This window comes from Vreelandella alkaliphila, assembly GCF_016107625.1.
Classification (GTDB): Bacteria; Pseudomonadota; Gammaproteobacteria; order Pseudomonadales; family Halomonadaceae; genus Vreelandella; species Vreelandella alkaliphila.
The window spans coordinates 271,542-287,408 of record NZ_JABASV010000002.1 but is presented as its reverse complement, the minus strand read 5'-3'; the positions used below and the strand labels follow the sequence as shown (position 1 = coordinate 287,408).

15 protein-coding genes are annotated in these 15,867 nt (G+C 55.2%); 11 read left to right on the top strand and 4 right to left on the bottom strand.

Annotated elements, in window-relative coordinates:
- The first annotated feature begins 5 nt into the window (after positions 1-5).
- Genes JFC11_RS04515 through JFC11_RS04505 form a run of 3 tightly spaced genes read left to right on the top strand, consistent with a single transcriptional unit; the run spans position 6 to position 3,049 of the window.
- A complete protein-coding gene (locus JFC11_RS04515; RefSeq protein WP_198348811.1) occupies positions 6-983 on the top strand; it encodes an ABC transporter substrate-binding protein in 978 nt (325 codons plus the stop codon).
- Positions 980-1,996, top strand: a complete 1,017-nt coding sequence (locus JFC11_RS04510) for a FecCD family ABC transporter permease (protein ID WP_198348810.1) — start codon at positions 980-982, stop codon at positions 1,994-1,996. The genes JFC11_RS04515 and JFC11_RS04510 overlap by 4 nt, the downstream gene beginning before the upstream one ends.
- 3 nt (positions 1,997-1,999) lie before the next feature.
- Positions 2,000-3,049 carry a FecCD family ABC transporter permease gene (locus JFC11_RS04505; RefSeq protein WP_198348809.1) on the top strand — a complete coding sequence of 350 codons (1,050 nt, stop codon included), beginning with the start codon at positions 2,000-2,002 and terminating at the stop codon, positions 3,047-3,049.
- Here the strand turns inward: JFC11_RS04505 and JFC11_RS04500 are convergent, their stop codons facing one another.
- From JFC11_RS04500 to JFC11_RS04485, 4 genes are all read right to left on the bottom strand, one after another.
- A complete protein-coding gene (locus JFC11_RS04500; protein WP_083007594.1) occupies positions 3,050-3,325 on the bottom strand; it encodes a DUF3325 domain-containing protein in 276 nt (91 codons plus the stop codon). It abuts the gene before it with no gap.
- On the bottom strand, positions 3,322-4,836 hold the full coding sequence (locus JFC11_RS04495) for a PepSY-associated TM helix domain-containing protein (RefSeq protein WP_198348808.1): 1,515 nt from the start codon (positions 4,834-4,836) through the stop codon (positions 3,322-3,324). Before JFC11_RS04495 ends, JFC11_RS04500 begins: the two co-directional genes overlap by 4 nt.
- Positions 4,837-4,855: 19 nt before the next feature.
- The gene (locus JFC11_RS04490; protein WP_198348807.1) at positions 4,856-5,137 is read right to left on the bottom strand and encodes a hypothetical protein; all 282 of its coding nucleotides are present in this window, start codon (positions 5,135-5,137) and stop codon (positions 4,856-4,858) included.
- Between the two features lie 97 nt (positions 5,138-5,234).
- Positions 5,235-6,119, bottom strand: a complete 885-nt coding sequence (locus JFC11_RS04485; protein ID WP_198348806.1) for an urease accessory protein UreD — start codon at positions 6,117-6,119, stop codon at positions 5,235-5,237.
- Between the two features lie 316 nt (positions 6,120-6,435).
- Between JFC11_RS04485 and JFC11_RS04480 the strand changes: the two genes are divergently transcribed.
- From JFC11_RS04480 to JFC11_RS04445, 8 genes are all read left to right on the top strand, one after another.
- Complete coding sequence (locus tag JFC11_RS04480) at positions 6,436-6,822, top strand: winged helix-turn-helix domain-containing protein (RefSeq protein ID WP_089040353.1); 387 nt, start codon at positions 6,436-6,438, stop codon at positions 6,820-6,822.
- 92 nt (positions 6,823-6,914) lie between these two features.
- On the top strand, positions 6,915-7,703 hold the full coding sequence (gene modA / locus JFC11_RS04475; protein WP_198348805.1) for a molybdate ABC transporter substrate-binding protein: 789 nt from the start codon (positions 6,915-6,917) through the stop codon (positions 7,701-7,703).
- Positions 7,700-8,401, top strand: coding sequence for a molybdate ABC transporter permease subunit (gene modB / locus JFC11_RS04470; protein ID WP_198348804.1), 702 nt, complete (start codon positions 7,700-7,702; stop codon positions 8,399-8,401). Before modA ends, modB begins: the two co-directional genes overlap by 4 nt.
- On the top strand, positions 8,391-9,506 hold the full coding sequence (modC, locus tag JFC11_RS04465; RefSeq protein ID WP_198348803.1) for a molybdenum ABC transporter ATP-binding protein: 1,116 nt from the start codon (positions 8,391-8,393) through the stop codon (positions 9,504-9,506). The genes modB and modC overlap by 11 nt, the downstream gene beginning before the upstream one ends.
- A 703-nt stretch (positions 9,507-10,209) precedes the next feature.
- The gene (locus tag JFC11_RS04460) at positions 10,210-12,351 is read left to right on the top strand and encodes a TonB-dependent receptor domain-containing protein (protein ID WP_198348802.1); all 2,142 of its coding nucleotides are present in this window, start codon (positions 10,210-10,212) and stop codon (positions 12,349-12,351) included.
- 84 nt (positions 12,352-12,435) lie between these two features.
- Positions 12,436-13,806, top strand: coding sequence for a PepSY-associated TM helix domain-containing protein (locus tag JFC11_RS04455; protein WP_198348801.1), 1,371 nt, complete (start codon positions 12,436-12,438; stop codon positions 13,804-13,806).
- Positions 13,807-14,091: 285 nt separating this feature from the next.
- The gene (locus JFC11_RS04450; RefSeq protein ID WP_198348800.1) at positions 14,092-15,060 is read left to right on the top strand and encodes a metal ABC transporter solute-binding protein, Zn/Mn family; all 969 of its coding nucleotides are present in this window, start codon (positions 14,092-14,094) and stop codon (positions 15,058-15,060) included.
- A gap of 23 nt (positions 15,061-15,083) precedes the next feature.
- Positions 15,084-15,866, top strand: a complete 783-nt coding sequence (locus JFC11_RS04445; protein WP_198348799.1) for a metal ABC transporter ATP-binding protein — start codon at positions 15,084-15,086, stop codon at positions 15,864-15,866.
- The last annotated feature ends 1 nt before the right edge of the window (position 15,867 follow it).

Below are 15,867 nucleotides of genomic sequence, written 5' to 3'. Positions count from 1 at the left end.
AGCTAATGATGCTGCGCTCATTCATCACGCTGTTAATTGCGGCTGCCCCCATGATGGGGGCAGTGGCTGATACCTCTCTGTTTCCCGTTGTCATCCCAAGCCCACTGGGAACAGCCACCATTGACGAGCCACCGCAGCGCGTCGTCACCCTTGGCGTTGGCGCTGATGATATTGCCATTTCACTTGGCGTGGTGCCGGTCGGGGTCAGCCGTGCGGAGTGGGGCGGCGATGAGGACGGCTATTGGCCATGGGTACGAGATGCTCTGGAAGCACAGGCAACGCCGCTCCCCACAACGATTACCCAATACCCCGAGCTGGATGTTGAAGCACTGCTCGCGCTGGAGCCGGATGTAATTCTGGCGCCTTCCAGTGGTGTTCCAGACGCCATTTACGATCTGCTGTCGCCGCTGGTACCCATTGTCGCTTACCCAGAGCGCCCTTATCTCACCTCTGTCGATGAGCAGATTGAACGTATTGCACAAGCGCTTGGCGTGCCGGAACAAGGCGCTGCCTTAATACGTCATCTCGACACATCGCTGAGCTCTGCAGGCGAGTCTTATCCAAGTCTTGCGGAGACCACTTTTGCTTATGTTCGGCCCGACCCAGCCTCCGGAAACGTCTCCGTGTATTTAGCAGACGACCCTCGCGTTGGCACACTGACAGGCCTTGGGCTTCTCTTGTCACCAACGGTTGAAGGCCTATCGCCAAGCGGCAATCACTTTGCGCACTACCTAGGTTTTGAACATCTTCCCATGCTCGAAGATGTCGATTTAGTGGTCTCTTGGTATCACAGCGAAGAGCAGCGCGATAGAGTGGCTGAGCTACCGCTTTTTGCCTCGTTGCCAGCCATTTCAGATGGCCGCTATCTGGCGCTGACCGATCAACCATTAATCGTTGCTAGTTCTGCCGGTTCACCACTAGCGACTCAATGGATGATCGAGCGGCTATTGCCACGCCTTGCCGAGGCAGCTGAGCGGCGATGAATGCTGAAGCGGGTATGAACGGTCTACTTCCCTCTTTACGGCAACGAACACGCTGGCTGGCAGGGCTAATAGGGGCGGTGCTGCTGTTTGGCTGGGTCAACCTCTCGGTGGGAGCAGAACACCTTTCCCCTTATCAAGTATGGCGGGCGCTTCAAGCGGCAGGCCCCAGCTACGCCAACGACTTAGTGGAAGCACGCCTGTCACGCACACTGCTCGCCATCGCTACCGGCGCGGCGCTTGCTGTCGCCGGTACGCTGCTCCAAAATTTAACCCGCAACCCGCTTGCCGAGCCTGGGCTTCTAGGCATCAATGCAGGCGCAGCCGCCTCTCTGGTAACCGCTGGTTTGGTGCTTGGCTCGCTGCCTGCAGGCGCTTTTTGGTTAGCGCTACCTGGCGCGCTTTGCGTGGCTGTTTTAGTCGGCGTTCAGAGCGCTTATCGCCAGCATGACCCATCACACCTGCTGCTGTTAGGGGCGGCGCTTAACGCCGTTCTATTTGCCTACGTACAAGCCATCACCCTTACTCACCCCGCCTTATTTGCCAACTATCGCTTCTGGATCGTTGGGTCCATCAATGGGCATACGCTAGATGAAGCCCAGCGGCTATTGGGCTGGATAGCGGTCGGGCTAGGCCTGTCGTTTATCCTCCCGCGCTTTTTGCACGTCCTGCAAATGGGTGACGGCGTGACCAAAGCGCTGGGGCTGAGTGCGGGTTGTTTAAGGCTGGCGGTGCTGAGCGGTAGCGCGTTGCTAGCGGCGATTTCAACCGCCACGGTGGGCCCTATCGCCTTCGTGGGCTTAGCCGTGCCGTTATTGGCCAAAAAAATTGCTGGTCATTACGTTTATTGGCAACTTGCCATCGCGCTAGTGATGGGCCCTCTAATGATGATAGTGGCAGACCTGCTCGCACGCCTTTTGCTAAGCCCTTCTGAAATCATGACAGGGATTCTGACAGCGCTGCTAGGCGCGCCATTTCTGCTAGTTGCTCTGCGCATAAACCAGCGCGGTGTGTGAAACATGATGAAACGCTTGAATACGTTACTGCCATCCCCCTGCCTTTTACTTCCCCGTATTTTACCACCCTGTCTTTTGCCACCCCGCGCTTTAGCTCCCTACGTGTTGGCCAGCATTATCGCTTTAGGGCTATTACTGGGTTCTCTCATGCTAGGAAGCCAAGGGCTTAGCAAGGAAGCGCTTGGGCACCTTATCCAAGGTAATGCGACACCGTTTGAACAGTGGCAGGCGTTTACGCTGCGCTTACCACGGGCATTCGTCGCGCTGTGTGCTGGCTTTGCGCTAGGCGTATCGGGTGCCCTGTTTCAAGGCATCACCCGTAACCCATTAGGTAGTCCCGATATTATCGGCCTTACCGCCAGCGCTAGCCTGGGAGCACTGCTGGCAAGCAGTTGGCTGGTGGGCATTGTCTCTACCACAACGGGGGCCGCGCTGGGTGCGATCATCGGCACGCTGGCGGTCTATAGCGGCTCTGGGCGCGGTTTTCGCCACCCCTCTTCAATGATTATTGCTGGCATCGCTATCAATGCCTTAGCCCTAGCAGGCGTGCAGCTAAATTTGACCTGGCTGGGCCAAGAGCAAGCGCGAGACGCAATGATTTGGCTTAGCGGTAGCGTAGCAGGACGCCAGTGGCACGATCTTTGGCCAATGCTTGGCCTGTGTTTGCTGTTACTGCCCGGTATTGTGCTGATAGCGCCCCAGCTGCGCCTTATGGCGCTTGGCGACCCCGTCGCCAAAAGCCTCGGCGTTAATCTAGCAGCCTCACGCTTATTAAGTGCCTTAATGGGGGCTTTTCTAGCAGGTGGCGCGGTCGCGACGGTAGGGCCGATTGCGTTTGTATCCCTTGCCGCACCCCAGTTGGCGTTACGCCTTTGGCGAAAGCCTGGGCCGCTCCCTTTAGCGGCAGGCGTGGTCGGAGCCCTGCTGCTATTAGCGGCAGACTTAGCGGCTCAGTACTCATTGCCTTCTGGGGCGTTACCCGTCGGTGTTTTAACGGCTGGGCTGGGCGGTATCTATTTGGTTTATTTATTAAATCGCCAGCGGCGGGGGTAATTACGGCTGCTGGCGGAAGCGCTCAAACATCGCCAAACCAAGAAATACCACTCCCGCCGAGATGCTTAGACAACCAAGCCATAGCGTTATTGCCAGCCCTGTGCTCCAGGTTTCCATCGCCAACCAAAGCGGCCAACCGAGTATCGCGCTGCCCGCCCAGAACCAAGGCTTTTGTTGAGCAGGCTTAAGGCCACAACGGCGTCGATGGCGGCTATCCGATAGCGCAATTAATGCAAAACCCAGTGTACAGAGTGCCAGAATCGTGAGGAGCATCATGACGCCACCTGAATAGTCTGCACACGGGTGCTCGCTTTTTTAGCGGCTCGTTTCATCTGCCATACGATGATCAGCGCGCCGACCAAACACATCAGGTCAACGCTAACACGCTGCCAATTACCTGCGGCAAGCTCACCTAGAACACGATAGGAAGGGGCCAAGAGATTCAGCGTTGGTAGGCACAGTAACAAGATAACGATCAGAGTTAACTGCTCCCGCCACGCCTGCGAGGCCGAGCGTCTTAAAACAGCGTGTAGCAACGCCAGCAGCCAGGCGGCAAAGAAAAAATAGATTTCCCATTGGGCACGACCACTAAGCGCCACCGGTAAAAGTCGGTTGCTGGCTAAAAAGGCCAATACGGCAATCGGCATGCCGGCCAGCGTGGCTATATTAAGCCGCTCGACACACCAGATCCCCACCACACTGCCCTTCTTATGCTTACGCTTTGACGTCCATAGCAGTAGCCCGGTTGCCACCATGCCACACCCAGCAGCGCCCAAGGCAAAATAGATCCAGCGCATGCCCCAGTTAGCAAAACGACCTGCATGTAGCCCCACCATGACGCCGTGTGCTTGTTCATCGACACGTTGCGACTGAGTTTCTGCTAACAAGGCGCCCGAACTGGCCTCATAGATACGTTGTGGGCGGTGCGCAGATAACGCCTCGTGGATACTTTGCCAAACCACGGCACGCGCACCTGCATCACCCGGGTGGCTAACCCTTAAGGACTGCACCGGCTTCTGCCAATGCGCTTCAGCATCATCGACCAGTTCACTAAGGGCATATAACGCTGCAGGCTGCCCCGTGGCTGAGTCAGAGAGGGGAAAGGCATGCAGTTCACTGGTCGCTTGGCGACGCGCGTCAGCATCGGGAAAGGCGCGCTCTACTCCCCAAGGCATATAGAGCGACATGAGCGTTATCAAGCCGGTATAGGTAATCATTAGCTGAAAAGGCAGCGTTAACACAGAAAATGCATTGTGCGCATCAAGCCAGCTACGGGCGCCCTTTTGGGGCCGGAAAGCAAAAAAGTCGCGCAGGATTTTTTTATGGGTTATCACGCCGCTAATGATTGCCACGAACATCATCATGGTGGCGATACCAATGAGCCAGCGGCCATAGACGGCGGGGAGGTGATGCAATTGAAAATGGAATCGGTAGAAAAAATCCCCCCCACGCGTTTCTCGCGGAGTAACCAACGACAAAGTGGTTGGGTCAAGTACCGACTGCTCTCTCCCATCCTGCCCAAACCAGACGGCTGTCGAGACCGTCTCGCGCTCGTTAGGGAAGGTGATCTGCCAGCTTCTCGCTGAGGAAGCATGTTCAGTAAGATAGTGCTGCCAGTAATCCGCTAGGCGTCGGTTGTCCCACTCAGCGTTCGCGGCGACACTCGGTAGTTCGGGCTGCATCCATAACGAAATACTCTCTTTGAAGTAACTCAGGGTGCCCGTCAGGAAAACAGCAAACAGCAGCCAAGCAGCTAACAAGCCGCACCATGTGTGCAGCTGAGCCATATTACGCCTCACGCTGCGCTTAGTGGATGCCATAGGTAGCCACCAATAGAAGGCCGCAAGTGGCGAGACCGATAGCCCCCCAAAGGCGTATCAAACTCGGCGTGATGAATGACCAAGTCGCCACGCCCGCCCAAATAATGAAGCTCCCCATCATTCCGATACGCAGAGACATCATGATATCTAGCGGTAAGCCAAGCGCTGCCACCGAGAACAGTGCAGCAACGATATAGCCGCCAAGCGTCGCGGCCAGGATGCGTAAGATCAGCAGCCAATAGGAAGAGGATAAGACGTTGAGCAGCATGGTGCATCTCGGTGCAGGTCACAAACTGCCATTTTAATGCAAAAGGTTTTCATTTGCATTAGTGGTAATAACTTATTTAGTACCTGCTGCATAACGTTTAGGTTAACCAGATGCGCGGCGTGTGGGCGGCACGAGCGATCCAACGCGGGCGCAGTAAATGCCAAGCCTGCTCACACAGCGCCCAGGCTTCATTACGTGAGTTTCCGAGGTAACGTAATAACAGTACGCCCTGGCGAACGGTGACCGCCCAACGCGGGTTGTCCGGCAGCGCTTCACGTAGTGCATCAATCGCCGCACCGGCATCTTCTAAACCAACCGCCCACAGCGTGGCTTGCACTGTGGCGCCCCCCTGCCCCCAGCGCCCATTAAAACGCGGATGTGCAGGGTCTAATGGTTGGCGTTCAAGCCACAGCGGCTTGCCATCTAGGGTTAAACGAAAGTGCTGCTCAATGCGGCCTGTCACATAGGGAATTTCACTGGCGGGGCGGCCTAGCGCCATGATTTCCCAGCCCAGGCAGCGGGCACTGCGATGCAACGCAATATGCGTTCGCTGAGTGCCTTTGGAGCCATCAAAGGCAATGGTTTCCTGAGGCAGCCATTCAAGGGTGCCGCCATCTGCCACGTTAAGTTCAGTCTGTTGGTTCCAGGCGACGCCCTGACTGTCCGCTTTATAAAGCTTGTTAGCCGCAGGCGTGGTGAGCAGCGCATGAGCACCACGCTCGATGTGGGCGCGAATCGTCAGGGCATCGCCACTGACTAAACCACCGGGAGGATGCAGCACGTACACATGGCAAGCTTCCGTGCTGCCTTCTGGGTAAAACGGCCGCTGTACTCGTAGCGGCCCTTGGTGACGAGCCTGCACCAACCGGGTAATACCCTCACGGTTAGCAAAACGCAGCGCCAGCGATGCCGCCCAGTGGCGCTCGCCATCAAAGCGATGGCCTGAGCCAGCAGCAGGTGTCGCAAGTTCACACAGAGTCATGGGCGCTATCGCTTCCTGTTGGTCAATATTTCAACTTGAAATGCAAGGAATGCGCCAAAATGGTGAAAAACCACGTCTCTTTGTCGACACAATAACTTAAGCCTTTAGATTGTTAGCTACCAACGACTTTTAGCACCAAAAAAGAACACAAAAACGGATAAGCGCACCAAATCAGAGCAACCTTCAACGCTGTTAAAAGGCTCTAGCCTCGTTAACCTAAGCAGCGACTTATTCTTTGCCGATCGCTAAATGGTAAGCGTTGGGTACTGTATCGTTGCTAAACTGATAAGCACATAGTCATCAGCAGAGTTCAACAATGACACGCACCCACCACCCTTCCCCTACCTTCCAACTGCGCTTAGCGTTAAACCACGACGTGGTGATTGGCCCTGGCAAAGCTGATCTTTTGGAAATGATTGATCAAACCGGCTCAATTTCCGCGGCGGGCCGCGCGCTGAACATGAGTTATAAAAAAGCCTGGCAACTGCTCGAAACTATGAACGGCTATTTTTTATCGCCACTGGTAGTCACAAGTTCCGGTGGAAATGCACGGGGGGGAGCACACCTAACCGAGACGGGTAAACAAGTACTTACCCACTACCGAGCACTGGAAAAGCAGTTTGTGATGGCAACGCCTGACGATGCCAAAGCACTGCTAGCGCTTCTGTCACCTTCTGATGATGCCGAGCGCGACAATGATTGATCACCATCCAGCCACGCGTTATTTGTCATTGAACACGCGCTGAGTATTCGCTAACCTCCGCTATATCCATGTGGAAATAGCGGAATAAAACAATGCTTAACTTCGGTGTGAACAATCGCCTGCTTGCCAGCGTTATTCTATTTAGCCTTCCGACGGCATCAGCGCTCGCAAGCGACAATGTGCACGTTGCGGCCGCTGCGTCGCTGACCGATGCCCTAAACGATGCCATTGCGGTTTATGAAACACATAATGACGTTGATGTGACCGCGATTTATGCTTCGTCGTCTACCCTTGCTCGACAAATTGCCAGCGGCAGTCCCGCACAGTTATTTCTTTCCGCGAATGTGACGTGGATGGATTGGATTGAAGATCAGCACATCAATGTTCAGCAACGTAGGGATTTACTGCAAAACCGATTGGCACTAGTCAGTGCCAGCGATAGCGTGCCAATGCAATTCACCCCAGGGGAAGGCATCGCTATTGAAACGCTATTAGGCGAGCGCGACCGTCTATCCGTGGGAGACCCTGACCATGTACCGGCCGGTATCTATACCCAGCAAGCGCTGGAGACACTGGGCGAATGGGAAGCCCTGGCGCCGCGTCTAGCCCGTGGCAATGATGTGCGCGCGGCGTTAGCACTGGTAGAGCGCGAAGAAACACCCATCGGTGTGGTGTATCAAACGGATGCCTTTGCCAGCAAAGCCGTCAGGGTACTTGGATTATTTCCAGCCGCTAGCCACGACTCCATTACGTACCCCATTGCCCTGATTGATGCCGAGCAAAACGCTGCTGCCGTGGCGCTACGGGAGTGGCTAGCCAGTGAAGAAGCCCTCGCTATCTTTGCCGAGCACGGTTTTGACACAAGCATCAGTGCACCGTGACGCTTTCTCCAGCGGAGTGGGAGGCTATTCGTCTAAGTTTACTGATCGGCTTAGCGGCGGTTGCATGGATATTGCCTCCAGGCATTGCCGTCGCTTGGTGGCTAGCCCGCTATCATTTTCGCGGGAAAGCATTCGTCAATGGTTTAATACACTTACCACTGGTTCTGCCGCCCGTGGTTGTGGGGTATTTACTGTTAATTGGCTTGGGCAGGCAAGGGGTGTTTGGCCAATGGCTTTACAGCAACTTAGGCGTATCATTGCCATTTACTTGGCAAGGGGCAGCCGTTGCTAGCGGCGTAATGGCGTTTCCGCTACTGGTGAGGGCTCTGCGCTTATCCATTGAGGCCGTTGACCCCAAACTCGAAGCGGCTGCCAGCACGCTAGGCGCTAGTCGCTGGAGGGTATTCACCACCATCACATTGCCGCTGGCGATCCCCGGCCTATTAACAGGTACCGTGCTGGCTTTTGCTCGCGCGCTTTCAGAGTTCGGTGCCACTATCACTTTCGCCTCTAATATCCCTGGTGAAACGCGCACCTTGCCCCTAGCACTCTATACGCTAATTCAAACGCCCGGTCAGGAAGCCGCTGCCGCACGGCTATGTTTTCTCGCCATCATTATTGCCCTGCTCTCGTTAATTGCCTCTGAATGGCTAGCGCGCCGCACCCAACAGCGTTTACAGGAACGTGATGCCTATTAGTCCAGCGTCCCCCGACGTCTCTTCCACTTCATCGCTATCGCTCTCTGTCGAACAGCGTCTTGGCAACTTCCAGCTGCAAGCATCGCTAACGCTGCCCGCTAGCGGCGTGACCGGTATTTTTGGCATATCAGGAAGTGGCAAAACCAGCCTGTTGCGCATTATTGCAGGCCTGGACACACCCGACGTAGGCAAACTTCAACTCGGCGATCAGGTGCTACTAGACACCCAACAGCGCCAGAATGTACCCGCTCATCAACGGCGCATTGGCGTTGTTTTCCAGGAGGCGCGTCTTTTTCCTCACTACCGAGTGCGAGGCAACCTTACCTACGGCATGCCTGAACGAGCAGCTCACCGCTTCGATGAGATTGTCGAACTGCTTGGCATCGGACATTTACTAGCTCGGATACCGGGTACCCTTTCGGGCGGCGAAGCACGCCGGGTCGCCATAGGCAGAGCACTACTGAGCGACCCTCAGCTACTGCTAATGGATGAGCCACTCTCCGGATTGGATGGGCCACGTAAGCAAGAGCTATTGCGCTTCATTGCGCGACTGACTCGCCAGGTTCAAATCCCGGTGATTTACGTCAGCCACGACCCCGAAGAGATCTCTGCAATTGCTGATCATCTCGTACTGATGAAAGAGGGGCGCGTTATCGCTAGCGATCCATTGCATGATCTTTTGCAGCGCTTTGATTTAACCGAGGAGCTGGGAGGGTTCGATGCTGCCTCGATTATCGAAGGTCGAGTTGTCGAACATGACGATGTATACCAGCTAACTAATCTTGCGCTTGATAAGTGTCACCAATTAATAATACCGGGTATATCAGCGCCTATCGGCAGCCGTTTGCGCGTACGTATCTTTGCGCGGGATATTGCCTTGGCACTCTCACCGACAAAGGACACCAGCTACCGTAATCAGCTCGCGGCTACCATTGAAAAAATGGAAACGTTGCCCACCAGCCCACACTCGGTGGAGCTGCTTTTGAGCCTTGGCTCTATTCACCTTAGATCACGCTTAACTCGCAAATCCTCAGATGAGATGGAACTCGCTGTAGGTAAGCAGGTGACAGCGCTGGTGCGCAGTGTATCGATCTTGCATTACTAATACGCAACGTCAGAGCTATTAATTGATTTAGTACTCGTTTTATCCGACGCCAATAACATCTACGTGTCAATTGGCCGCACAGCGCTCACATTTTCATAAGGAAATTTCAGCTAAAATTGCCAAGCAATCTATATGAAACAACATAACACGGCCCAAATAGCGTATCGAGTAAATGCAATTATCACGTTCAGTAGGGACTCTTTGGTATCGCATAGCGCTTTATATGGCGTTTGTAGCGATGCATCTCCTACTGGGCGGGCCGCTAATTTCGCAGTATCAAGCGGGTGGGCAACATCACGCTAATCACGGCACTGACCATTCCTCTAGCCATCCGTCTAGTCACCAGAACGGAAACCATCATCAACACGCGGCCCCGCAAGCAAGTCAACACCATCACTCTTCAGGCCATACTGAAGCGGTAGAGCCGATATTCAACTGGTTTCACCAATGTGGCTACTGCGCCGTCTGGCAACAGTTTCCAACAACACCAACCGTTCTTCCCGCGATCAGCCAGCAAGCGTTTATCACGCATGGTCAACTGCTGACGCAACCAACACAGGCTATGCGGTCCTGTGATAATTATCCTCACGCGCTAACGCGAGCTCCGCCCTTTCTTCGACGTGTCTAACGCCACATCGTCAGCCCTTTCAGCCTGAAGCTCGCTTCAGGCGATTGGCTGTCTTCATCAAAAAAAGGGATCATCATGTCGCATTTAGCTATTGGGCATGGCGTCGTTACGCCTGTCCGTTTAAAAAACCGTTTTCAACGACACGCACTAACATTAAGCATCGCCGCGGCATCTAGCGTGGCTGTTCAAGGCGCATGGGCGCAGTCGCCTGCAGCTCACCACGACCATCACCATGCGCTCAATACCATGGTCGTCACCGCTGTACCGCTAAGCTCGCCACTTACAGTGGAAACTGACCCGCGCATACCGCGCCAACCGGCCCCTGCCAGCGACGGTGCCGACTACCTTCAGACCATTCCGGGGTTCTCTGCCATTCGTAACGGCGGTACCAACGGTGACCCGGTTTTCCGTGGCATGTTTGGCTCGCGTCTACGCGTGCTGACCAACGGTAGCCAAATGCTAGGCGCTTGCCCGGCGCGCATGGATGCGCCGACGTCTTACATCTCACCTGAAAATTACGACAGTCTCACTGTCACCAAAGGGCCGCAGTCCGTTCTTTGGGGGCCAGGTGCCTCAGCGGCAACGGTGCGCTTTGACCGCGGCCCAGAAGAGTTCGATGAAGCGGGCGTACGTGTAGATGGCAGCGTCATGCTGGGCACCTATGGGCGCTTTGATCGCCGCGTTGATGCCGCAGTGGGTAATCAAGCAGGCTATCTGCGCATTACTGGCAACCAATCAGAGGCCAACGACTATAAAGATGGCGACGGCAACGCTGTGCCCTCTCAGTGGGATAAATGGAACGGCGACGTGGCCATAGGCTGGACACCCGACGACGACACTTGGCTTGAAGTCACCGCTGGCCGAGGAGACGGTGAAGCGCGCTATGCCGGACGGGGCATGGATGGCAGTAAGTTTCTGCGCGAAACCGTGGGCATACGTTTTCAGCACGAGAATTTAGGCGAGCACTGGAAACGTCTGGAAATGCAGGCCAACTATGCCTACGCCGACCATATTATGGATAACTTTACCCTTCGTTCACCGGGCAGCATGAACATGGGTGGCGGCATGGACATGGATATGGGCGGCGGCATGGATATGGGCGGCGGCATGGATATGAGTAACGGCATGGATATGAGTAACGGCATGGCCATGCGGGTTGATCGCCGTACTCGAAGTGCGCGTGCTGCGTCCACTTGGGAGTGGGAAAACACGACCTGGATCGCTGGCGTCGACGTTGAACATCAGGTGCACCGCAACCTGAATAGCGAACATTGGCAGTCCGATTACGAGCAGACCCAGTTCGGCGCTTTCAGCGAGGTCACCCGGTATATAGGTGAACGTGACCGCCTGATTGGTGGTGCCCGGGTAGATCGCTATCGCGTCAGTGACGAGAGTCTGGATACGGCTACCGCAGGCCTTACCCGCCGTGACACTCTGCCCAGCGCCTTTGTCCGCTACGAGCAAGATTTAGCCTCAGCACCAATCACTTGGTATGCCGGTGTTGGGCATGTGGAACGCTTTCCTGACTATTGGGAGCTAAGTTCCAACAAAGCAGGCCCGGCCGGCAGCTTGAATGCCTTCGATGGCGTTCAAGCTGAAAAAACCACCCAGTTGGATATCGGTGCTCAGTACAACGACCAGCGCTTGAGCGCGTGGGTGTCCGGATATGCAGGATATGTAAACGATTTTATTCTGTTTGATTACAACACAGCGGGCATGGGCACTACTCAAATCGATAACATTGATGCCCAGATTGCAGGTGCTGAAGTGGGCGCCAGCTATCAAATAACCGACAACTGGGTGGGCAATGCATCCCTGGTCTATGCCTGGGGACGTAATGCCGACGACGATGAGGCCTTACCTCAAATCCCACCGCTGGAAGCTAATATTGGCTTGACCTATGCACGCGACGCTTACTCCGTGGGCGGCCTATGGCGTGGTGTCGCAGCACAAAACCGCACTGCGCTCGAAAAAGGCAATGTCGTCGGCCAAGACCTGGAATCATCCTCAGGTTTCGGGGTGTTCTCGCTTAATGGCGCGTATCACGCAAGCAACCACCTAACCTTGAGTGTGGGTGTGGATAACGTTTTCGATACCACTTACACCGAGCACTTGAACCTAGCCGGTAACGCCGCTTTTGGCTACCCCGCTGATCTGGATCGCGGTATTAACGAGCCTGGCCGGATGGTGTGGGCACGGGCCGACTTCAGCTTCTGATTCACTCAGGTGCTCAGTAGAGCACCTGTTTCCCCTGACTCATTAAACCAGCAGGCTCGTTGCCTGGTGGTCTGGAGACAATAGATGACGACCGCGCCCCCCTCACAAGAAGGTAAACGCAAAACCTTCGATCTTTATCGCGCCGTTTGGCGCTGGCATTTTTACGCCGGCCTTTTGGTGCTGCCGTTTATGATTAGTCTGGCGATCACTGGCGGGCTGTATTTATTCAAAGACGAACTTGACGCGCTGATACACGCTGATGTTAAGCGCGTGGCCGTTCAAGAGGCCGCGCTGCCTCCCTCTGCGCTGGTAAGCGCGGCGCTGACGGCTCATCCCGGTAGCGCCGTAAAATTCACCGACCCCGCGACGCCGAAAAGCTCCGCAGAGATCACGATTAACACCGCAGAGGGCGAGCGGTTAGCGGTTTACGTGAATCCCTATACTGGCAATGTGCTGGGAGCACTGGATGACCGTGGCACAGTCATGTGGACTGTTCGCTATTTACACAGCTTGAAATACTTTGGCCCAACGGCGCGCAAACTGATTGAAATAGCTGGCGGCTGGTCAATTCTGCTGGTGCTCACCGGCATCTATCTGTGGTGGCCACGGCGTAAAGGCGCAGGCGGCGTGGTTAGCGTACGTGGCAAGCCGAAAAGTCGGGTATTCTGGCGCGACTTACATGCGGTTACCGGGCTATTTGTCGGCGCCTTTATCGTCTTTCTGGCAATCACGGGCATGCCCTGGTCAGGCGTGTGGGGTGGGCAGGTTAACCAGTGGGCCAACAGTAACAATTTTGGCTACCCCGCCGGTGTGCGCGTTGAAGTGCCTATGTCGGAGGCGCGTTTAAACGCGCAAAGCCCGACAAATTGGTCACTCGAACAGGCGCAAGTCCCAGAATCCTTGCAGAGGCCAAGTCAGGTAGAGAGCATCGGCCTTGACGGCGCTGTCGCCATCTTCGATGAATTGGGGCTGCATCACGGCTATGCGGTAAGCCTACCGACCACAGAAACCGGTGTGTACACCGGCTCGGTCTACCCCAATGACCTTAGCCAACAGCGCGTGGTGCACCTTGATCAGTACACTGGCGAACGCTTGATCGACATGGGCTATGCCGACTATGGGCCCATGGGCCGCTGGTTGGAGTTTGGTATTAACGTACATATGGGTCAGCAGTTTGGATTATTCAATCAGCTCTTTTTCCTGGCGGTCTGCCTAGCCATCACTCTGCTGGCAGTGTCAGCGGCGGTGATGTGGTGGAGGCGAAGCCCCTCCGGCGCGATGGGAGTCCCCCCACTACCGAGCGATAAACGGGTGTTTCGTGGCCTGACTGTCATGCTGGTGATCGGTGGAATTATTTTTCCACTCGTCGGCGCCTCATTGATCTTTATGCTTATCGTTGACTGGTTTGTCGTTCAACGCTTACAGGAACGGCGTTTAGCCAGTCAAACCGCCTAAGTATTGCTCAACAACTCATCCCCCATCATCAATCCTATGCGGTAATTAATGAGGAGCTGGGAAAATGGTGCCTTTACATCAATGCGCCATTTTCCCATGCGCCTGATGTTTATTCCCACCATCACTCGGGCTCGCCTTTCAGCTCACCTCAACGCCTTTTATCTGCTTGACATTGGATTAATCGCGCCACAAACTTAGCCAAGGCTATACTTCTTTCCTTAAGACAATCAGTTTACACAAAGCAATTTAACCCCATCTACCTCATGACGAGTCTGGAGCTAAATAATGGCAACAAAATATGCCGTGATTCTATTGGGAGCGCTGCCTTTAAGTGCGTTGGCAACTGCCGATGAGACGCCCTTAAACGTGGTGGCAACGATTGGGATGATTGCCGATGTGGCGCAGGAAGTAGGCGGCGAATGCGTTAATGTGGAAGCCATGATGGGCCCCGGCGTAGACCCCCATTTGTATCAGGCAAGCGCTAGCGATGTGGCAACACTGCGAAACGCAGAACAGATTTTCTACTCAGGCTATTCGCTGGAAGGCCAGCTAGGCGACGTACTGGAAAGGTTCTCCGAGCGCACACCTACGCTTGCCGTAGCCCCTGCCTCGATTGACCCCGCGTCATTGATTACCTCACAGGATGTGTACGGCATCGATCCTCATCTGTGGATGGACGTTTCTTTATGGGCGCAAACACTGCCCACGCTCAATGCCTCGCTGAGTGAAGCGCGCCCCGACTGCGCCGCGACGTTTGATGCCAATACCGAGCGTTATCAGGCGCAACTGCTTGCCCTGCACGAATGGGTGGCAGACAGTATTGCCAGCATTCCCGATGAGCAACGCATTCTGGTCACCGCTCACGATGCCTTTGGTTACTTTGGCCGCGCCTACGATATCGACGTGGAAGGCATACAAGGCATTAGCACAGAAACGGAAACGGGGATTGCTGATATTCGCAACATGACAGATATTGTGGTGGATCGCGCGGTTCCAGCCCTTTTCATCGAGAGCACCATCAACCCGCGCACGGTTCAGGCAGTTATTGATGCCGCCCAACAACGGGGCCAGACTGTCGAAATTGGCGGCGAACTCTACTCCGATGCCATGGGCGACCCGGACACGGTCGATGGCACTTATATGGGGATGATCTACCGCAACACCCAGCATATTGTCGAAGCGCTTGGCGGTACCCTGGCACCGCTTCCCGATGAAATGAACGATTGGGCTAACGAGTGGAAGCTCGCTCACTAATCATTCGATAAGGCACTGCAACAATGGCGACACCCGCAACGACCGACACGGCGCTCAGCATTCAGAACCTGACCGTCAGCTATCATAATCAGCCCGTTCTCTGGGATATTAACCTGGAGATTCCTACCGGCGTGATGGCAGGCATTGTCGGACCTAACGGGGCGGGTAAGAGCACGCTAATCAAGAGCCTGCTGGAGCTTGTACCATCGCTTTCCGGCGAGGTCATGGTGCATGGGCGCCCCTACGCCTCACAGCGCAGGCGCGTTGGCTATGTGCCGCAGCGCTCCAGCGTCGACTGGGACTTCCCGACCACCGCGCTGGATGTGGTCACCATGGGTCTTTACGGTCGCCTGGGCTGGCTCCGGCGCCCAGGGCGTAAAGAGCGTGAGGAGTCGCTGGAAGCCTTGGAGATGGTGGGAATGAGCGCCTATGCCGACCGCCAGATCAGTCAGCTTTCTGGCGGCCAGCAGCAGCGAGTGTTTCTAGCCCGCGCACTGGTACAACAGGCCGATGTGTACTTTCTCGACGAGCCCATGGCCGGGGTTGATGCCACCACCGAGCGCGCCATTATCGACATTCTGCGCCGCCTGCGCGATGCGGGTAAAACGCTGATTGTTGTCCACCATGACCTGCAAACCGTACGTAATTACTTCGACTGGCTGTTGCTGCTTAACGTACGCGTGATTGCCAGCGGCAAGGCTGAAGACGTGTTTAATATTGATTATCTGCGTCAGGCGTACGGTGGCCAGATTGCCCTGCTGAACGATAGCGACGCCTTGATGTTCACTGCTTCAAAGGTGAAATAAC